The sequence below is a fragment of the Reichenbachiella ulvae genome (genome assembly GCF_025833875.1).
GTDB lineage: Bacteria > Bacteroidota > Bacteroidia > Cytophagales > Cyclobacteriaceae > Reichenbachiella > Reichenbachiella ulvae.
The window spans coordinates 523,853-544,636 of the sequence record NZ_JAOYOD010000001.1; the positions used below are offsets into that span (position 1 = coordinate 523,853).

A 20,784-nucleotide genomic window follows, 5' to 3' on the forward strand; every position below is an offset into this window, starting at 1 on the left:
AGGATCAAATAATAATTATGAATAAAGAAGTCATTGGTTTAATCTTACTGCTTTGTTTTGCTTTTTCCTGTCAAGCACCAGATTCAAATACTGCCACGATGGTGGATGAATCGTGGGACAACTTACTGGATCCGGATTTGTCTCAGTGGGATAATTATTTGAGCTATCAATTCGAAGAAGGCTATGATGGTTCTATTCCCGTAGATTCTCTTGGCAATGAATTGTCGCCTATCGGAACCAATAAAAATGATGAATATCAGGTGTTTCGTACGATCGAAAAAGAAGGTGAAACTTTGCTTTATGTCACAGGTGAATACTATGGTTGTGTCATTTCGAAGGCATCCTACCGTAATTATCATTTCAAGTTGAAGGTGAAGTGGGGAGAGAAGAAATGGACCCCAAGAGAGAATCTCTTAAAGGATACGGGGATTCTTTATCATTCTATAGGTCCAATGGGAGCGGAGTATTGGCGTTCGTGGATGCTATCTCAAGAGTTTCAAATCATGGAGGGGCACATGGGAGACTATTGGTCGCAGGCCAGCTCGGCTATCGATATACGTGCTTATCCTCCTGAGTACATCATGAGTCCTGTGGCAGATGTCAGTCAGCCGTTTTTGCCTCTCGGGACTGGCGAAGAGGTGGATGGATATTGTATGCGCAGTGCCAATTATGAACATCCAGTTGGAGAATGGAATACGCTGGAGTTGATCTGTTTTGAAGGTAAAAGCCTTCATATTGTCAACGGAGAAGTAGTGATGGTTTTGCAGAATTCCAGATATGTGGAAGGAGGAAAAGAGAGTCCTTTGATTGAAGGTAAGATACAATTGCAAAGTGAAGCTTCGGAAGTCTACTATAAGGATATTTTGATTCGGGAATTGGATTTGCTGCCAGAGCAATATGCTCAGTATTTTCGATCTTAAGAGAAATCTCATTCTGCTTGCGTGAGGCATGATATTTGATTTGGTTTGCTCATTCAAATTTTAGATCGATGAAAAGAACGTTGTTGGTATTGTTAGTGGGAGTATTATGGATGGTTTCTGCTACCGACATTGTAGCTCAGGATAAAAAGAAAGATTCGGAATGGGCAGAGGTGAAGAAAGATATCTCAAAGGCCACAAAAAAGGTGTCCAAGGAGACTAAGAAAACCTATAAGAAGGTAGAGAAAGAGGTGAAACCTGCTTGGCGCAAAACCAAGAAAGAAGTAAAAAAGGGTGCCAAGAAAGCTGAAAAAGAAGTCAAAGCATTGATGGGGCGTCTAAGAGAAAAAAATCATCAAAGAAAGAATAAGTCTATTTGGGTCTAGTCATTGACTCATCACTATCTGAATTTTCTGAGTGAGCTCATCTACTGTATAAGGTTTGGGTAGGCTTTCAGCAAAACCGTAGTTTTCGAAATTTGCCATTGCAGAGTCCGACGTATACCCACTCGAAGCTATCACTTTTGCTTTTGGATCAATCTCTAATATTTCCTTTATCGTTTCCTGACCACCCTTTCCACCAGGTATAGTCAAATCCATGATTATCAGGTCAAAAGGTTTTAGCTTCTGAGCTTTAATATAAGAATCAATAGCCTCGTCCCCGTCTTTCGCTGTTTCCACGCTATGTCCTAATATAGAAAGTGTCCGATTCATTGCTTTTCTGATCATGGCGTTGTCTTCCATGAGAAGAATATTTAGAGATTCTGTTTCATTTTTTTTATTGCATTCGACTTCTATTGGTCTTTGATTCATTTCTATTTGAGCTGCAGGTAATGTAATGAAAAAAGTAGTTCCCTTATTGTTCGATTCTACATCAATGGTTCCTTTGTGCTGATTGATAATGCTATGCGCTACGGATAGTCCTAGCCCGTGGCCCCCTTCTTTGGTCGTAAAATAAGGGTTGAATATTTTTTCCAGGTTTTCACTGGCAATACCACAGCCTTCATCTTGAAAGGAAAGTTTAATCATTTTGGGCTCCTTATCGTTTCGGCTTTCTAAATTTCCAGCACTTATGTAAAGTTTACCGCCGCGGGGCATGGCATGCATCGCATTGATGGTAAGGTTCGCAATCACCTGGACAATTTGACCCTTATCCGCCAGGATAGGCCATAGGTTTTTCTCGAAATTAAACAAGGCTTGAACCTTACTGCCACGCAAATTGAAATTGACGGTGTCTTTTACCAATTTTTGGGTCTCTACAGTTTCTATGATAGGGCTACCTCCTTTTGAGAAAGTGAGTAGTTGTCCTGTTAAATATTTGGCCTCTTGCAGGGCTCTTTGCGTCTCTTCCATTGATTGATAATATCGATGGGTCGAATCAATGTCCATTTTAATCCACTCAATGTTGCTTTGAACTCCAGTCAGGATGTTGTTGAAATCGTGGGCAATCCCACCAGCGATGGTGCCAAGTTCGTCGAGCTTTTGCATACGCTGAATTTCTTTTTCAGCCTTCATTTGACTAGTGATATCGGTGTGGGTACCAAACATCATCAGAGGTTTGCCTTCTGGTGTCCATGAGATGATTTTACCCTTATCCCAGATCCAGATAGTTTCACCGCTTTTACTCAGCATTCGGCACTCCATTTCATAAAATTCAGTTTCGCCATTGAAATGCTGATCTAGTAAGCGATTGCTCCTTTCCAGGTCTTCAGGATGTACATTTTTAAGCCAGGTTTCTATGGAAATGGGCTCGAGTTCTTCCAATTCATACCCGAGAATATTGGCCCATCTTTTATTGATAGTAAGGTGGCCCGTCTGTACATTCCATTCCCATGTGCCGACATTGGTGGCTTCAATGACCGATGAAAGTCTCCTCGATTTATCAGCCAGTTTTTTTTCTGTTTTGATTTGCTCCGAAATATCCAAAACGATCACATCCAAGTTAATGATATTGTTTTGACGGGTGTCTGGTGTGCCACGACCATTGAGCCATTTTTGTTTTCCACTAGGTGTGTTGAGTCTCCAGTTGTGATTGAAGAATGTGTTGTTTTCTATAGAAAACAGAATAGCTTCTCGGAGACCATGAATATCCTCCGGTTCAATCAATTCGCTGTATTTGGACAAATCATTGAGTGCCTCATGATTTGGGATTTCTGTCAATGATTCAGACTGTTCACTTAAGAACAGAAGTTGCATTTCTTCTGTTTTTAGGTTGATCTCCAATTTGAATAAAGCTCCGGGAACATTGTTGGTGATTCTAGATAGTAGTTCTTTATGCTCCTTGATGGCCTTTTCTGCTTGTTTTCTTTCTGTTATTATTTGTTGGATGCCTATGAATTGGAATAACTGATTTTGATCATTGAAGATCGGGGTAATTGAAAGTTCGATCCAATATTCTTCTCCGGTTTTAGTATAGTTGATGATCTCTTGTGTGAATGGTTTTTTGCTTTTGATTCCATCCTTAATCGCTTGAACATGTTCAGGAGAGGTGTTTTCTCCTTGAAGCAATTCTCCTGGTTTTTTACCAATAACCTCTTCTAATTCGTAACCTGTCAATCGGGTAAAAGACTCATTGACCCATTGTATTTTTTGATTTGCACTGGTGATAATCACACAATTTTGCACCTGACTTGCCACCAGAGAAAGTCGTTTGTTTTCGATTTCAGCTCTTTTGCGCTCGTCGATGTCCTGAAATAGACCGTAGATGTTTACTACTTTACCATTTTCAGTGATGGGGATCCCGATGGACCTGACCCATTTAAGATTGTTTTTATAAGTGACAATTTCTACTTCTATGTCGTAGCTAGTTCCCTCTGCGATAGCTTCTTCAAATACCTTTGATATCAAATCTCTGGAGTATCCCTCTTTGTAAAAGTTGATGGCGGTTTCTACATTGGGTTGAAAACCCACGGGGACTTCATGGATTTTTCTTGTCATTCCACTCCAATAAAGAGACATATTAGTCAAACCTACCTCCCAGTGACCAATTTTTGCTGCTTCATTCGAACCTTTCAGTAGTCTATAGGCCTTCATCAATTCTTCTTTGGCCTCTGTTAAATCCTTCAAATGAAGTTTTTGATTGGTGATGTTCCTTACACTACCAAATAGAGAAGAAAGTTGTTTGTCTGCCGTGGAAAAGAGAGCAAGGCATTTTTCTTCTATCCAGATGTAATAACCTTTTTTGTGTTTGATCCTATATTCGAATACTTCTCCCTGGCCAGAGGTTTCAAAGGCTTTGCGTTGTTTCTCGATTCTTAGTCTGTCCTCCTCATGTATGATATTCGAAAAGGGGTAATGTGTTTTGAAATAGTCTCTCGTATAGCCAGTTATTTGCTCGAATGCACCAAACAGCCACTTAACTGATTTGCTGCCGTCAGGTAGAACCTCTATCGCAAAAGCAAAATCAGTAGCAATATCTGATATGATTTTGAACCTTTCTTCTGAGGCTTTTTTCTCTGAGATATCTTCTAAGATGGCGATGGAATGGGTAATCTCACCGTTGTTGTCCTTTTCTGCTGATGCACTTAATAGGGTGGTAACTATACGTCCGTCCTTGGCTATGAATTCATATTCAATGTCTTTGATATGGCCTTGTTTGAAAAAGAGAGGTAGAGCAGTATTGATAGCATAGTCCTTAGATTTTTTAGTGAAGAAATCATAGGATTTTTTTCCTATTACTTCCTCACGACTATAGCCTAGGGTTTCCAACCATTTGTTATTGACATTGATCAATTCACCTTGAGTATTGATAGAATGCATCATGACAGTAGAGTTGTTGTACAAACTCTCGAATCTCTTCTTTGTAGCCATCATGTGGCCATTAGCAAAGGCATTAGAAAGAATATTCGATATGGCCATGAGCTGAACTTCTTCATCTGCTGTCCACTTTCTGAGCGAGCAACTTTCTATACTTATTACCCCATTGAGGTTATCACCTCTAACTATTTGACAATCTAATTTGGATTTGATCTTATGATCCTGAAGGTAGTATGGATGAAGTTTTGAAGTGGCCGGGTGAAGATTGGTCTGATGAGCTGAAATGATCTTCTCAGATAAAACATGAGTGAAGTATTCAGGGAAGTCGGCCTTCAAGATTTTTAGGCCCTTGCGTGTTTTTTGTTCTTTGGAAAAAACTTCATGAGTACACTCCAAAACCTTGTCTCCCTCATGCATGTCCCAATAGCTGACACATTCTACCTCATAGTAGTTCTTTAATGCGATCAGAAAGTATTTGATGAAGCCATTTTGACTTGAGATTTCGATGGTACTCAGATCTGACAGAAAGAGAATGATGTCTTGAAATTCGGTGTTTTTCTTGGCTTTTTTCTTGTCTTCAGTGATATTCCTGGCTACAGAATATATTTTTCTGTTTTTTTCATCGATGGCTCCAACCCATTCTAGCCAGACATATTCTCCGTTTTTACATTTATACCTGTTCTGGAATTTATCAACACTCGTTCTTTCGATGGCTATTCTCTGTGTTTCTTCACTAGTCCTATTGAGATCATCTGGATGGATGAAATTAATATAGGGCTGACTTGTTAGTTCCTCTCTGGAATACCCTAGTGTTTCCACCCATTTTTGGTTGACCTCTAATAAGTATCCGTCAAAACTGGCAATAGATAAAAGGTCATGAGAAAGCTCGAAAAGTTTTTGAAACTGGTATTCAATATGGCTGGATTCCTTTTCGTGCATGGTCAAGTGGTTAGTCGTTTAATTAGTTTGATTGACTCTATAGTGATCAAACCTTTAAGACGCTTCTATAAAACTACGTTTTTTTATCTTCTTTTGTATTTAAAAATAAGATGACTTTACTCAGAGTTTTGGATTTAATTATTTGACGAGTAGGCTAAAACAAAAAAAGCATCCCGAAGACGAGATGCTTTAATTTTTTGATAGCTTTTGAGATTTAGCTCTGTAGAGCTGCGACACCAGGAAGTGTTTTGCCTTCCATGTACTCTAGCAATGCACCCCCACCTGTAGATACGTAAGATACTTTGTCTCCATAACCCAGGTTGTTGATAGCTGATGCCGAGTCACCACCACCGATCAATGAGAATCCGTCATTGTCAGTTGCTTTCACTACTGCCTCTGCGATGGCCTCAGTGCCTTTTGCAAAGGTTGGGAATTCGAATACGCCCATAGGTCCATTCCAAAGTACCGTCTTAGAGTTAGCTACTACCTCTTCGAAAAGTTTAACAGTTTCTGGTCCAATGTCCAGACCTTCCCAGCCATCAGGAATTTCGCCACGTCCTACGATTTGCGTATTCGCATCGTTATTAAAGTCGTCTGCGATCGTGTTGTCAATTGGCAAGTAGAGCTTCACGCCTTTCTCTTCTGCTTTTTTAACCAATTCTTTGGTCAACTCCATTTTGTCATCTTCGCAAAGTGAGTTGCCAATCTTGCCACCATTTGCCTTAGAGAAGGTGTATGACATACCGCCACCGATGATCAGGTTGTCTACCTTGTCTAGCAATTTTTCGATGATCATGATTTTGTCAGAAACTTTCGCTCCACCCATGATCGCTGTGAATGGACGAGTCGGGTTATTCAATACTTTCTCAGCATTGTCCAGCTCTGCCTGCATCACATATCCACATACTTTGTCAGTGAAGAATTTAGCCACGATAGTGGTCGAAGCATGTGCTCTGTGAGCCGTGCCGAAGGCGTCGTTCACATAGACATCACCCAGTTTAGATAGCTTCTCAGCGAATGCTTCGTCACCTTTGGTTTCTTCTTTGTAGAATCTCAGGTTATTTAGAAGCAATACTTCGCCAGGCTTCAATCCTGCCGCCAGATCAGTAGCGTCCTGACCTACACAGTCCTCTGCAAATTTTACCTCGGTACCGAATCTTTCAGAAAGTTCTTTCACCAGGTGCTTCAACGAGAATTTTTCCTCAGGTCCCTCTTTTGGTCTACCCAGGTGGCTCATCAGGATGGCTGATCCACCGTCAGAAAGAATCTTCTTGATGGTAGGAGTAGCTGCTTTGATACGTGTGAAATCGGTGATTTCGAATTTGTCATTCAACGGTACGTTGAAGTCGACTCTCACCAAGGCTTTTTTGCCTTCAAAATTGTATTGGTCTAAGGTTATCATCTCCTTTTAAGATTTAAATATTTAGCCAGCGCCTTATTGTTCGCTTGGCTGTTTGATTTTAATTTCTAATGCTCATTATGTGCTGAAACTATAATTATTTCAGCTAAAAAAAGAACCAGATCTGGGTGCATGTTGGGCGTCTAATGATCAAGATGCCAACGTAGCAAGTATGTCCTCCTCTGCGATAGCACCTTGGCGCAAAATAAGTGGTTTTTGGTCGTTAAACCCAACGATCGTGGACTCAAATCCGATATGACATTCGTCACCATCCAGAATGTAGTCTATACGGTCACCCAGCTGCGCATCTACCTCCTGTGCCGTCACCGGACTAGGCTGTGTATGCAGGTTGGCGCTTGGTAGTGCTACCGGGAAGTCCAGAAGGCTCAGTAGCTCCAGTGTCAGGGCATGATTACAGATGCGCACACCCACCGTGACGCCATTAGCCAGCATTTCTACAGGTATTTTGTCGTTGGCATCCAGGATGAGAGTCAGGGCGCCAGGCCAATATTTGTTAGCGAGTTTTTCGGCATTCGCCGGAAAATCCTTCACAAAGGTTTTGATCTTCTCTACGGAATTGGTCTGTGCGATGAAGGCTTTGCTTTTAGGTCTCCCTTTGACCTCATAAATCTGCTCGATCGCTGCAATGTCAAAGGCATTGCCTGCCAGACCATATACAGTGTCTGTTGGGATCGCCACCAACTTACCCTCTCTGAGCAATGCTGCGGCTTTTTGTACGTCTTTTCCTATTTCTGCCATAGCGAAAAATTTGGGCAAATATGATTCGAAAATTGATGTAAGGCAAATGGAAGGAGATCCTTGTGCATTGGGATGAGTAGGCTGTGCAGTCTACCGAGGGTTTTGTGCAGTGTTTCGAGATATCCTTGCAATCAAACGAGTTCTTTTACTTGGAGCATGTTTTTTAAAGTTACTTCAATCATATGTAGTAAAAAATCACCACCATTGGGGTGAAAAATGTGTGCTTTCCATCAGAAAATGATCATCTTCAGGTAAAAAAATGAGCTCTTATATTCAAAAAATGAGGTGCCCTAAAAAAGTTGATAGGCTGGAATTTAGTCCTGTTTTGGGTTGTCTTGGTTTTAGTCCTTGTTTGGTAGACTGGTTTTTTGTCTTAGTAGAGGTTGCAAGTGCTGTACAGCGAAAAGTTCCATACCCGGATCTGGGGATATTTGGTTTCGGAGGGTAACTATCATTCAGCTGGGCTTGGAGGAATAGGGGGATGGGGGTAGATTCGAGGAGTGAAGGCGTTTATTTATACGTTTAGATACATTTAAAAACATTTAGTAAACACTTAGTAAACACTTAGTAAACACTTAGTAAACACTTAATTTTTTAACTAAAAGCCCTATTGTGCTGCTTATATCCATGTTTTGAGAGGGAGTGGCTGATATTTGGGTGTTAAGCATAATAGTTCAATATGATCACTCCTTCCATAAAGAACCCTAAGAAATGTTGGCTTTGCAATCAGGAGGGTGCTTTGACTGGTGAACATAAATTTAAGAGGACGGACATAAAAAAAGCCCTAGAGCATGAAGGTACAAAGTTAATTTACCACCAAAACGAAGTACCACGAAAAACACCTCTTCAAAGTGACAACTCAGACAATCTAAAATTTGAAAAACTTCTTTGCAATAAGTGCAATGGCACATTAAGTCAACCCTTTGATAAAGCTTATGAACAATTCATTAGTTACGTGCTTTCAAACTTTGAATCTATAACCAGAAACGGACATATTGATTTCAATGAAATTTTTGACGAGAAAGTTTATGAAAACCAGCTCAATGTAATCCGCTATTATTACAAACATTTCTGCTGCCGATTAGCACAAAATAGTATCAATATAGATACGGCATTAATTAAGTTTCTTAGGGGTGCTAAAAGAACTGAAAAGCTATTTGTCCATTTTGAAATAAGAGCCGATTCTTGGGCGATACTCGAAAAATTGAAAAAAGAGGGTGAACCAACGGGTAACTTTTACAATAGTCCGCTTTCTATTTATGGCACAAAAAATGAATTTGAGATTGTATATTCATACACAATTATTGACTGGTTTAAGGTTGAGTTTTTCTATTCTGACAGTCTAACCAAAAAAATGTTTGTGGACTTAACTCAATTTTATTCTCGATCGAAAGTACCAGTCAGAAGTTTATTTCATCAGCATCCAGAAGATATTTTAAAGGGTGAACAACTCCAAAAGCTCGAATTCGATTTACATCCAGCACCTCCAAGACCAGAATATATGGTTAGTGTGGTTGGTAATTACTTTTAAACAATATGCTTAACAGACACTATCATCCATAAGCCCTGATCGAGCGCGTTTGCAATGCCTTACTGTAAGCATAATCTTAACAAAAAAAGGCGAAGCAACCTGAGTTACTTCGCCTTTGTGTGCCCAAGAAAGGATTCGAACCTTCACGCCCTAACGAGCACTAGAACCTGAATCTAGCTTGTCTACCAGTTCCAACACTTGGGCAGCTATCTTGAACGCAAGAATAGTGATTCCTGTCGACAAAGAGAATGGCTGTTGCCCTTAATTTTTTACTAACATATCAAAATCCACAATCACCCCAGTAGCGACAAGCCCAGGCGATCCAGGTGCTCCAGTTGGGGCCGGTGGTATGTCCTCCGGCGTGCTGTCTGTAGGCAATGTCGCCCTCCGTCATGGCCGTGCCGAGAGGAGGGAAGCTGTTGTTGGATAGGCCTTTCTTGCCTAGCAATTCGTACACCGGCCCGGCATGGACGCCCGCCAGAAAATTGCCTTTCGCATCGATCCAATTGCCTTCTACTACGGGGGATCCCAGACTGATAAATACAGGACGCGGCGCACAGAGCGCTACCAACTGGTGCGCATCTACTGGAAGGTCGTCAGCGGTATGTGTAGAGGCATATTTGATAAAATTGCCGCAGAACCAGTGATATTCTCCAGAGGAGGCCAGGTTCTCTACGCTTTCGCCAAAGTTCCTTCTAAGAATTTTTAATCCTCCCGCACCGGACGATCCAATAAATCCAATCGAAAAGCGGTCGTCATAGGCCAGTGTCACTGCGGCAGCTTTTCCATATCTGGAGAGGCCTTCTATGGCCACTCGCTTGGCATCTATGTCATCGTCCACCTCGAAGTAATCCATGGCTCGGCTCGCGCCCCAGGCCCAGGCACGGAGTGCACCCCATTGCTCGGGTGTTCTGGTTTTGCCCTGATTGGTCAGGCCAATGATGCCTGCTCTTAGCCCGGCTCCATTGTCGGCCTGGATGCTGTGTGGCACGATGATCGCATAGCCCCATCCTCGAGAGATCAATTGTTCTTTCCATCCCGGTTCGTTGGAGCTCAAGATAGAGGCGCTTTGATCAGGTCTGGGGCCAAAGGGCCAGTTGATGAATCCAAACTCCAGAACCAGAGGGACCTTTTCCGTGGCGGAGGCAGGCGTGGCAATCAACAGTTCTATCTCAACCGACAGGTCTGGATAAGAAGAGTTGTCCACTACCCCCTTCAGGCGCTTTTCTACGATGGGCCATGAGCCTATGGTCGTGTCCTTTTCGGACAGCACCTGCCAGGTGACCGAAGGGACGTTCTTTGGCACGCGTCCATAGATCTCACGATCAAAATGTTCGACTATTTCGGGCCGCCTTTTGCTCCACCATTCTTTAGAGGATTGCACGGGCTTCCCATTGTCAAAGCGCAATGGATCGGGCAAGTCATAGCTGCGCACCTTGCTTTCGTCGCTATTGGCGGCATTGGGTGCGCTGGGGTCTCCGGATGGTCCGGGTCGGTTGGGGATGCTGATGCCCAGTTGCTCCTTCATCTGTTCGAAATCCGCCACTGTCAATTGATAAATGCTGTCTCTTTGTGCTTGCGATAGCCTTTGAGTATGAGCGAATATGCCAGTACCTAGCAGACCGATCAATAGAATGTATTTGTTCATGATTAAGGCTTTTGGTCTTTGCAGTGCTGTGCGGCTTCTTCCATGGTAGTGACCCAGTAGTCCGCTTCGTTGGTTTTGAGGTATTCGAGGAACTTGCGGTGGTTTTCAAGACTCACGTTGAGAGAATGACCGCCACCTACGCCATGAAAGAGAATCACCAGAAGTGCATTTTCCTCGCGGGCTTTTTCTGCCCATTGGATCATTTCTTCAGCGCTATGTCCATCCAAGCCATAGCACTTGATGTCGGTAAAGTCCATTGTTTCGATGTGGTTGAGTTGGGAGTCGACCCCTCGCAGAGCAGTGAACTTGTCTTTGATCTCTGGGATGAAAGATCCTTCGCTGGTCTCCGTATCTCCACAGGTATAGGCAAATGTTCTACTGCTTTTGCCATCCAGCGCCCTTAGATAGAGTTCTGTCATCTCGATCTCTCTGACTATCTCCTGTGTGTTGTAGTTTCTTAAGTCGTTTTCTGGAATGACCCATTCGCGCCCTTCTCCACCCAGACATGGGTGGTAAAGCGTGTGATTTCCGAGTTCGTGTCCATTCTGAGCGACACGTTTCCAGTCATACATCCTGCCCTTCGATGCATTGGCAGTGATGTAGAAGGTAGCCTTCAATCCCAGAGAGTCCAGCACCGGGATGGCATTGTCGAGATGTACATCCAGCGCATCGTCATAGGTCAGTACCACGCCGGCTTTTTTGCCATACCATAGCTCATCGATCAATTGCGCCTCGAAAGGGGAGGCGGGCAGTCCTTCTTCGTTGTAGAAGTTGATGTCCTGAGGATTGTCCATCCATGCATAGCGCACATAGATGGGGTTTGGTACTTTGGGAGTTGAAACAAGGACTTGATTGTTTTTGATCTCTGCACTTGCCCAGTAGTATTGCTGGTCTACACCTGCCAAAGCAAACCATCTCAGCTTTTCGCCATCTTTGGAGGTCAGGCCACTGCCTATATGATCGAAGGAGAGCGTCACTTGACCCTGGTTGACCGTGGCGGAGCGATACATGGGGCCAGAATAGACTACATCTTTCTCCCCATAACTGAGTTTCTGTGCAGCCTGCGCCAGTCGGTCTCCAATTGGTTTTTTATTGCCTGGGTGGATGTCGTTCCATTCTCCTAGCTCTAGCGTCACAGCCATGGCTGTGTTGGGTACGCTGAGGGCTTTTCTTTGAGACTCACGCAGTTCGGCCCAGCCACTTTCTGAAGGAGTGTAGTTGACTTCCATGAAGTTAGGGAGTTGCGCATAGAGAAAGGGTAGTTCTTCCTCTCCCCATTTGGCTCTCCAGTCTGATATCAGTGCTTTGAGCAGGCCTTCATAGGCTTTTGGATTGCCCGCATTGCTTTCTCCCTGATACCAGAGGATACCTCGGATGGGGAAGTTGATGAAAGGAGCGACCATGCCATTGTAGAGCGTAGCAGGCTGGTATTGTGCCGCTATGCCATGTTTGATGTTTTTTTGTGGATGAAAAACCTGACCGACTTTGTATTGCCAGGTGCCTTTTAGATCCAGGGTGTCGCCAGCCGCAGCGAGATAATATGGCTTGTCTGGCACAAATCCTCCTTTACCGCCGTAGTTGGTCACACGGATGGTGATGAGGTTTTCACCCGCTTTTAATATTCCTTCTATAAAGGCATATCTCCGCTGTGGATATTGGTAGCCAATACCTCCTACACGTTCGCCATTGATGTAGATGGCATCCGCATCTACGATTCTACCCATATGTATTTTGCCTGCCTGACCTGCCATGTTTTCTGGTAGGTCGATGACTTTTCGGTACCAAACTGTCCCATTCAAATCTTTGATGTCCTGATCTTCCCAGTAGCCAGGGATGTTGATATTGTGCCAGTTTTTCGGTTGGTATGCTGGATCGTGCCATGGGGTAGAGGCTGTGAGTCCCTGGTCTTCCGGTTGTGGTTCAGCAACTGCTCTGCTAGCCTGTGCTTCCCGATTGATGCGGTTGACATAGGCAGTGTCTTTGTTTTGAGCTATTCTGTTTAGTTCGGATGGAAAATCTTTGAAGCCTCCTTCGCTGATCCATGCTTCTATGGGGGTTCCGCCATAGCTGGAGTTGATGAAACCCATTGGGACTTTGTACTTATCGTAAAGGTTTTTGGCGAAGAAATACCCAACTACGGAAAACACTAGTACGTTTTCTGGATTGGCTTGCTTCCATTCGCCTTTTGGTAAATCTTCTGAAGGACCTTGAAATTCTGGATTGGAAGGTACTAAAAACTGACGAATCTCGGGGTTGGTAGCTGCTGCGATTTCATCGGTATATCGATCGCTGTGTCGCCCCAGGTAATGCACCATATTAGATTGACCTGAACAAAACCACACATCACCGATTAAAATGTCCTTGAGCACGATCTGTTCGTTAGCACTGGATATTTCCATTTCATAAGGCCCGCCAGCCTTGGATTTTCGGAGCTTCACCATCCATTTGCCAGAAGCCTCTGTGGTGGCCTGATAGTTTTTGCCTTTGAATTTTACGGTTACTGCGCTACCGGGATCGGCCCAGCCCCATATATTGATATCCTCACCGCGCTGTAGTACCATGCCATCGCTTACCAGTTTGGGTAGACGAAGCTGTGCCTGTAAGCTGCCAGCCAAGGTGAAACATAGTAGTAGTCCAATTATGCTAATCTTCTTCATGCTTTATTCCTTGATTTTAATCTCTATGTGTGCAGATTGTAAGTTCGGGGATTCTGCTTTGATTTTTATGATTCCACTTGCTCCTTTTTCTGAACGAATGATGGCCAGTACCGGATCATAGAAAGCAGCCCATTTCTATCCAATCTTTGATGATTCATTACGAAACAATCGATTGCGTAAATAAATAGGTTTTGATTCAGGAATAAAAATAGAGAATAGAAAATCTCCATTCCTTTTGACCATTCTCGGTTCTACTTTTTTCTATTGCTAGCCGGGAGTTGCGTTGGGTACTCACCTTTCCAGACATAAATAAGGTGAGAAGTTAATTAATCTTTGTATAGGCTGAATTAAGCTACATTTTTAATCCTGCAGTTCACCTGATAAATAATGAAGTTCACCGATTTTGTGTTTCAGGATGTTTAGGTCTGAGCTATCATTGCATTGTAGTTAATCACAAAGAAAGCCAACCAAAATCAATCGTGTTCGTTAACTATACTGAGACGATCAAAAGTCTCCACTGAAATAGAATAGTAATTTAGTCTTTCATAATCATGCTTAAGCTGCTGATCCGGACGGGATGAGCAGCTTTTCTTTTTTTATAGGCTATTCCCTTTTTATCAGTTCACATCCAGCATAGCTGTTGAATTCTCAAATACTGATTGCACTATCAATTTTTCACATCTCTTATACTTTTTTTATTAAAAACATTGATTCAGCCTTCTCAGGTTTGTTTTTCGCCTGCTCATGGCTTGGTCTATATTCTCTGGCCTTGCTTTGTTTCTGTGAATTAATGAATACCCGATCGGTTCAAATAGTAGGACATTTGAAATGTTACTTTCGGCGTTAGGACTAGGCGATTGAGAGTAGCGAAAGATTAAACATTTCTAAATCAAATAAACTAAGTATGATTAAAGAATTACTATTTGGATCATTCCTACGCAGGCTGGGAAGAATTCAGCTGGGATTGGTGGCCATGCTCCTGATGAGCTTCGCCTCTATGGCCCAGACACAAATTAGTGGTAAAATAGTAAGTGACCTGGGCGAAGGATTGCCGGGTGCGACTATTTTGGCAGAAGGTACATCTGCAGGTACAGTGACAGATTTCGAAGGTAACTTCAAATTGACTGTTCCTGAAGGGTCGACTACACTGGTAGTAAGCTTCATTGGTTACACGACACAAAAAGTCAATATCAACGGGCGTTCGGTAATCGAAGTGACGATGCAGGAAGATGCAGAGACACTGACTGAAGTCGTAGTAGTAGGATATGGTACTCAAAAGAAGAAAGATGTAACAGGAGCAATAGTAGGCGTTAATGGAGAAGATATCGTTTCCAGAGGTACTACTAGTCCTATGCAATCATTACAAGGTGCTGTCCCCGGTATTCAAATCAGCAATTCGAATGGTATGGTGGGTGAGCCTATGTCTGTTCAGGTAAGAGGGCAGGGAACATTCAACGATAGCAACGGTAACCCACAAAATGGGGGGCCATTGTATGTGGTAGATGGAGTGATTGTCGATAATATTGATTTCTTGAACCCTCAGGACATTGCTAAGATTGATGTGTTGAAAGATGCGTCTTCTTCAGCTATTTATGGTTCTAGAGCTGCCAATGGTGTGGTGATGATCCAGACTAAAGGAGGATCGTCTGTACCAAGTGGTACCACTGTTTCATTTGATACTTTCTATGGATTTAAAAATCCAGCACGCCTTCCAAAGATGATGTCATCTGAGGATTGGGCCTACTATCACCTGTCGGCCTATCTCGCTACTGACAATTGGTCTGGAATGACTGAGCAGGAGTTTTATGATAGACGATATGCAGGAAGTAATGCCGTGATGGGCGAAAGAGTAGCTAATAACGATGCTTTCGACTGGTATGATGCAGTGTTGCAACCTGGTATGCAGTCTAACAACTACCTTTCTATCTCTCACAGAAATGGAGGGTCTGCTTACACCATAGGTGCTGGTTACCAAAAAGAGACGGGTAATATCGAGAATGAAGGAATCGAAAAATTCACTTTGAGATCTAATATTGATCAGGAGATCAATGACAAAATCAAAGTAGGATCAGCTTTTACTATCGCTAAAACTAATAGAGAAAGAGGTAGCCGATATGCGATGAGAGAGGCATTTCGTTTAAATCCATTTTTGACGCCATATGCAGTAGATGAGAACCTTCAAGAGACAGACGAGTTGTATCCACAACCAGGAAAGCTTAGAGATGTGGATGGAAACTTTGTAATAAACAAAACTTCAACCTACAATCCTTTATTGGAAATCGCTAATTCTAGAGATATGCAAAACCAATGGAATGCATTGGGTAATGTCTATTTGCAAGTGAAACCGGTAGATTGGATTTCTATCAAATCAAGTTTTTCAGGTGGTTTGCAAAGCTATAGAAGAGGAGAATTCAGTGGTGAAATGACCAATGATGGAGTGAGTAATAATAACCTAGCCAGTTCAAAGGTTACCTACTATGAAAAGTTCAATTATTCCTGGGACAATCAGGTCAATTTTATCAAGTCATTCGATAGACATAGTATTAACTTGATGGGACTGCAAAGTATTTTTGTAGATCAATTCGAAAAGGCAGAGATGTCTTCTAGCAACCAGCCGTTTGAGACGGAATTCTACAATGTCGGATCGGGCCTTCAGTCTACATACAATCTAGGTAACCAGTTTTCTAAATCACAGCTGTCTTCTTTTGCTTTGAGATTGAACTATTCCTTTGATGATAGATACCTATTGACAGTTTCTAACAGATGGGATGGATCATCTATTTTGGCGGATGGATACAAGTGGAATTCATTCCCATCTGCTGCTGTGGCCTGGAGGTTGAGCAACGAAAGCTTCTTGAAAGGAGTGGATGCAATCAACGATCTGAAATTAAGAGTTGGATATGGATCAACTGGAAACAATAATGTAAGTCCGTACTCTTCTGTTAATACATTGACAGATCAGACTTATTACGATTACAATGGTACAGCAGCTAATGGTTGGGTGTCTAGTAGCTTGGCTAACAAGACTTTGACCTGGGCTAGAATGAACGAATGGAACTTAGGTATCGATTATGCTTTATTCAACAGAAGAATTAGAGGTTCATTAGACGTGTATGATAGAACTACTGAGAAGCTTTTGATCGAGCAAACCCTTCCGTTAGAAACTGGATTTGATAATATCATTGCCAATGCAGGATCAATCAGAAACAAAGGGGTGGAGTTGATGTTGACAACTACCAACGTGCAAACAAACCTTGTCACTTGGGAAACTACATTGACTTTCTCTAAGAATATCAATACAGTAGAATCTATCTATGGCCAAAGTGAAAATGATGATGTGGGGAACAACTTGTTCATCGGCGAGTCGGTGAACGCACATTACAACTACAAGTTTGATGGTATCTGGCAAGCAGATGAGTCGGATGTAGCTGAGTCTTACAATCAGTCTGAAGGTCAAGCCAAAGTAGTAGATGTAAACAACGATGGCGTGATTGATCCGGATGATGATAGAATGATTCTAGGTAATTCTGATCCTAAATGGACAGGAGGTTTAATCTCTAGATTGACAGTTGGCGGATTTGATTTCAATTTCACCATCTCTACCGTTCAGGGAGTACTTGCTTACAGTGAGTTCCACCAAAACTTTGAAGACATGAGAGATAGAGGTCGTCAGAAGTTGGATGTGGGAAGTTGGTATGTGCCGGAAAATACAGTCGGTGTAGAGCCTCAGTATTCTAATAAATATCCACAACCTAGAAACGGCGGTACCTACTGGAGAAATGACGGTGTAGGTTACTACAAAGATGCTTCGTATGTGAAGGTCAACAACATCGGTCTTGGATATACACTACCAGGTTCAATGCTGGAGAAAGCAAGAATCCAAAACCTAAGAATCTATGTGAATGTACTTAATCCATTCGTGTTCACAGATTATACAGGATGGGATCCAGAGTGGGCCGAAGGTTCATTTAACGTCAGCCGTGTGAGTAATGTCACTACTCAAGTAGGTCTAAGTTTAAAATTTTAAAGTAAGGAACAATGAAGAATTATATTTCAATAATCACGTTGGCTCTGATTTTTCTCGCAGGTTGCGATAGTTTCCTCGAAGAAGAAAACAAGTCGAACGTTACAGCAGAAGAGTTTTATGTAACTGAGGAAGGGTTTGACGCATTGATGAATGCGAATTATTCTGCACTTAGAGAATTGTATGGTCAGGATCCATGGATGTTTGCCAGTGGAACCGACCTGTATGTAGAAGGAAGAAATCAGGAACCTAATGGATTGAGTAGATATTCTGAGTTGACTCCAGCTTCAGAAGGTGTTGACTTTATCTACCAGAATGCTTTTGTATCAGTACAAAGAGCGAATACTGCTCTTTATTATGCGGATTTGAATTCAGATTTTGAAGGAATCAATCAGAGCATAGGTGAGGCAAGATTCATGAGAGCCAATGCTTATTTCCTTTTGGTACAAAGCTATGGCGGAGTGCCATTGATTACGGAGTTGATAGATGAGGCTATTGTAGAGTTTGACAGAGCTTCGGCAAGCGAAGTGTATGACTTAATTATTGCTGATTTGGAAGCTGCACTTACTTTGGTAGGCAATGGGGCTTTCGATGGCCGTGTCAATCAAAGAGCCGTTCAGGATCTTTTGGCTAAGGTACATTTGACTAGAGCGTATGAAGATTTTGCAGCAAGTGATGATTTTGCCGTAGCAGCTCAATATGCAGATGCTGTGATCGGAGGCCAGACTTTGAACCTTTCGTTCGAAGAGCTTTGGACGCCAGGAAACGAAATGAATGAAGAAGTTATATTCTCTGTACAATTCGATCCTTCTAGTATCAGCACAGCTCCATTGGAGTTGGGACATCAGCAGCAGAACTTCTTTGGATCTTATACTGGAGGTTCTGAAGTGGCTGGCGATGCTCCATATAAATCATACAATCTATGTCCTACTCGATTTGCATTGGACCTGTTCGAGCAGGGTGATGCCCGTTGGGAAGGAACTTTCATGACCGAGGTTTTTGAGAGGTACTATGATTACTTTGATGTAGAAGATCATTCTTCTCTCAACGTAGTGGAGTTTTATGAGCCTTCGTGGTTCACTACTGCAGACAGTACTGCATATGTGAGTGCGATGACACCAGAGCAAAGAGATGCTTTGACTTATCACAAGTATGGCACGCATGATCCAGAAGGAGGAGATATCTCTGCCAACTATTCTACCATTATCGTGAAGAAATTCGATGATCCAGGGTCACTTTTTGTGACTGGAGGTAGCACTGACCGAGTAAGTTCAAGAGACTTCATCGTAGCTAGATTAGCAGAGGCGTATCTAGTAGCGGCAGAAGCTTATTTAGGAGCTGGAAACACGGCTACAGCACTTGATCGCATCAATGAAGTAAGAAGCAGAGCCGGTGTGGCAGACTTCACCAGTATCGATATCGATGTGATTCTTGATGAAAGAGGCCGTGAATTGATGGGCGAATACAAAAGATGGTTCGACCTGAAAAGATCGGGTAAATTGGTTGAAAGAGCTGCTGCTCACAATCCATTGATCGAAACAGCTAGTTTCACTGGAAATGGTGGAAACCTTAAAGTATTGAGACCTATTCCTCAATCTGCAATGGATTTGAATCAGAATCAAGGGTTTGCACAAAATCCAGCGTATAGCAACTAATAAGTAACAATTGCATTGAAGATTTTGATGGCTAGTTATTTAGGATGGTTAATCAAAATCAACAATAGTTTAGTCATCAGTCGGGATTTTATATCCCGGCTGATACTCAACTGATGAAATATAGTTTGAAATCAAACTTTAGAAGTCACTTAAGAAACGAACAACTGACCAAAGCATACTGCAGAAATGAATCAGAGGGTCTTGCAAATCAAAAAATCAAATGACATCAATTAAAAATTATTCATATCAATTCCTATTGCTGTTTTTGGCAGCATGTAGCCTCGCAGGGCAACATAAGCAAGATGGAATTGAAGGAGAGCCAAAAGAATCAGCGCCACTTTACATACAAATGGCTGATTCAGAGCTCAAAAGAACACCAGATCCAAGACTATTAGATTTTCGAAGCAAGCCAAAATGGGAGTATACCAATGGACTCGTCTGTTCTGCCTTTGTGAAGGTGTATGAAGAAACTGGAGATGAAAGCTATCTCGATTATGCCAAGTATTATTTGGACTCTATGATCAATGAGGATGGTAGCATTAAGACATACAAACAGTCCGATTATAATATCGATCGCGTCAATTCAGGGAAGGTGCTCATGGAGGTGTATAAGCTAGATCCTCAACCCAAATATCAAAAGGCAATCGAGCTGCTGAGAGCGCAAATGAAGGATCATCCTCGAACTTCTGAAGGTGGTTTTTGGCACAAGAAGCGTTACCCTTACCAAATGTGGTTGGATGGTTTGTACATGGGATCCCCCTTTCTGGCGCAATATGCCGCAGAGTTTAACGAACCCGCCTTGTACGACGAGGTAGCTCACCAGATCTACCTTATTGATAAATATGCCTATGACTCAACCAAAAAATTGTATTACCATGGTTGGGACGAAAGCAGGGAGCAAAAGTGGTCTGATCCAGAAACCGGTGTTTCTCCAAACTTTTGGGGAAGAGCCATGGGATGGTTTGCCATGGCGCTGGTAGATGTATTGGATTACATGCCACAAGATCATCCGAAAAGAGATGAAGTAATTGCGATTCTAGATAAACTCGTAGTAGGTCTGATGGATTATCAGGACGAATCTGGATTATGGTGGCAGGTTTTGGACGAAGGAGGCCGAGAAGGTAACTATCTGGAAACCTCGTGTACCAGCATGTTTGCTTATAGTATTCTAAAGGGAGTTCAAAAAGGGTACCTCGATGAAAAAAATTTAATCAATGGTATGAAGGCTTATGAGGGGATGGTTGATCAGTTTATCAAAGAAAATGAGGATGGCACGATTACCTTGCAAAACGTATGTGGTGTAGCAGGTCTGGGTGGAGATCCTTACCGTGATGCTTCCTACGAATATTATGTAGGTGAGGAAATCAGAGACAATGACCCCAAAGGAGTCGGTCCCTTCATTATGGCTTCTTTGATCTATAATGACTTAAAATCTAGTCAATGATGTATTAGTTTTCATTGTTGATTAGGTTTGTCCTATAACGGTGATGCGCCGGATGT

Annotated in this window: 11 protein-coding genes and 1 tRNA gene; 6 read left to right on the plus strand and 6 right to left on the minus strand. The window is 42.4% G+C overall.

Going from position 1 to position 20,784, the window contains the following annotated elements; all coding sequences use genetic code 11:
• Window positions 1–17: 17 nt before the first annotated feature.
• Complete coding sequence (locus tag N7U62_RS01865) at window positions 18–920, plus strand: 3-keto-disaccharide hydrolase (protein ID WP_264136179.1); 903 nt, start codon at window positions 18–20, stop codon at window positions 918–920.
• Between the two features lie 68 nt (window positions 921–988).
• Complete coding sequence (locus N7U62_RS01870; protein ID WP_264136180.1) at window positions 989–1,303, plus strand: hypothetical protein; 315 nt, start codon at window positions 989–991, stop codon at window positions 1,301–1,303.
• Here N7U62_RS01870 and N7U62_RS01875 read toward each other — a convergent pair whose 3' ends face one another.
• The 3 genes from N7U62_RS01875 to N7U62_RS01885 form a co-directional block, all read right to left on the minus strand.
• Window positions 1,304–5,611: a PAS domain-containing protein gene (locus N7U62_RS01875; RefSeq protein WP_264136181.1), complete on the minus strand. Its 4,308-nt coding sequence runs from the start codon at window positions 5,609–5,611 to the stop codon at window positions 1,304–1,306.
• Between the two features lie 214 nt (window positions 5,612–5,825).
• Complete coding sequence (locus tag N7U62_RS01880) at window positions 5,826–7,013, minus strand: phosphoglycerate kinase (protein ID WP_264136182.1); 1,188 nt, start codon at window positions 7,011–7,013, stop codon at window positions 5,826–5,828.
• A 147-nt stretch (window positions 7,014–7,160) separates the two neighbouring features.
• A complete protein-coding gene (locus N7U62_RS01885) occupies window positions 7,161–7,769 on the minus strand; it encodes an L-threonylcarbamoyladenylate synthase (protein WP_264136183.1) in 609 nt (202 codons plus the stop codon).
• Window positions 7,770–8,448: 679 nt separating this feature from the next.
• Between N7U62_RS01885 and N7U62_RS01890 the strand changes: the two genes are divergently transcribed.
• Window positions 8,449–9,300 (plus strand): hypothetical protein, encoded by an 852-nt coding sequence (locus tag N7U62_RS01890; protein WP_264136184.1) that lies wholly within the window; start codon window positions 8,449–8,451, stop codon window positions 9,298–9,300.
• A 120-nt stretch (window positions 9,301–9,420) separates the two neighbouring features.
• Here N7U62_RS01890 and N7U62_RS01895 read toward each other — a convergent pair.
• From N7U62_RS01895 to N7U62_RS01910, 3 genes are all read right to left on the minus strand, one after another.
• A tRNA-Leu gene (locus tag N7U62_RS01895) sits at window positions 9,421–9,504 on the minus strand.
• 76 nt (window positions 9,505–9,580) lie between these two features.
• A complete protein-coding gene (locus tag N7U62_RS01900) occupies window positions 9,581–10,948 on the minus strand; it encodes a glucuronyl esterase domain-containing protein (RefSeq protein ID WP_264136185.1) in 1,368 nt (455 codons plus the stop codon).
• A gap of 2 nt (window positions 10,949–10,950) precedes the next feature.
• Window positions 10,951–13,605 carry a sialate O-acetylesterase gene (locus N7U62_RS01910; protein WP_318840610.1) on the minus strand — a complete coding sequence of 885 codons (2,655 nt, stop codon included), beginning with the start codon at window positions 13,603–13,605 and terminating at the stop codon, window positions 10,951–10,953.
• Between the two features lie 904 nt (window positions 13,606–14,509).
• Between N7U62_RS01910 and N7U62_RS01915 the strand changes: the two genes are divergently transcribed.
• From N7U62_RS01915 to N7U62_RS01925, 3 genes are all read left to right on the plus strand, one after another.
• A complete protein-coding gene (locus N7U62_RS01915; protein ID WP_264136186.1) occupies window positions 14,510–17,632 on the plus strand; it encodes a SusC/RagA family TonB-linked outer membrane protein in 3,123 nt (1,040 codons plus the stop codon).
• A gap of 11 nt (window positions 17,633–17,643) precedes the next feature.
• Window positions 17,644–19,284, plus strand: a complete 1,641-nt coding sequence (locus tag N7U62_RS01920) for a RagB/SusD family nutrient uptake outer membrane protein (RefSeq protein WP_264136187.1) — start codon at window positions 17,644–17,646, stop codon at window positions 19,282–19,284.
• Between the two features lie 220 nt (window positions 19,285–19,504).
• On the plus strand, window positions 19,505–20,728 hold the full coding sequence (locus N7U62_RS01925) for a glycoside hydrolase family 88/105 protein (RefSeq protein ID WP_264136188.1): 1,224 nt from the start codon (window positions 19,505–19,507) through the stop codon (window positions 20,726–20,728).
• The last annotated feature ends 56 nt before the right edge of the window (window positions 20,729–20,784 follow it).

Bases quoted from the DNA above. Each gene is read 5' to 3' on its own strand.
- N7U62_RS01885 (WP_264136183.1), bottom strand. From the start codon at position 7,769: ATGGCAGAAATAGGAAAAGACGTACAAAAAGCCGCAGCATTGCTCAGA.
- N7U62_RS01900 (WP_264136185.1), bottom strand. From the start codon at position 10,948: ATGAACAAATACATTCTATTGATCGGTCTGCTAGGTACTGGCATATTC.
- N7U62_RS01875 (WP_264136181.1), bottom strand. From the start codon at position 5,611: ATGCACGAAAAGGAATCCAGCCATATTGAATACCAGTTTCAAAAACTT.
- N7U62_RS01870 (WP_264136180.1), top strand. From the start codon at position 989: ATGAAAAGAACGTTGTTGGTATTGTTAGTGGGAGTATTATGGATGGTT.
- N7U62_RS01880 (WP_264136182.1), bottom strand. From the start codon at position 7,013: ATGATAACCTTAGACCAATACAATTTTGAAGGCAAAAAAGCCTTGGTG.
- N7U62_RS01890 (WP_264136184.1), top strand. From the start codon at position 8,449: ATGATCACTCCTTCCATAAAGAACCCTAAGAAATGTTGGCTTTGCAAT.
- N7U62_RS01925 (WP_264136188.1), top strand. From the start codon at position 19,505: ATGACATCAATTAAAAATTATTCATATCAATTCCTATTGCTGTTTTTG.
- N7U62_RS01915 (WP_264136186.1), top strand. From the start codon at position 14,510: ATGATTAAAGAATTACTATTTGGATCATTCCTACGCAGGCTGGGAAGA.
- N7U62_RS01910 (WP_318840610.1), bottom strand. From the start codon at position 13,605: ATGAAGAAGATTAGCATAATTGGACTACTACTATGTTTCACCTTGGCT.
- N7U62_RS01920 (WP_264136187.1), top strand. From the start codon at position 17,644: ATGAAGAATTATATTTCAATAATCACGTTGGCTCTGATTTTTCTCGCA.
- N7U62_RS01865 (WP_264136179.1), top strand. From the start codon at position 18: ATGAATAAAGAAGTCATTGGTTTAATCTTACTGCTTTGTTTTGCTTTT.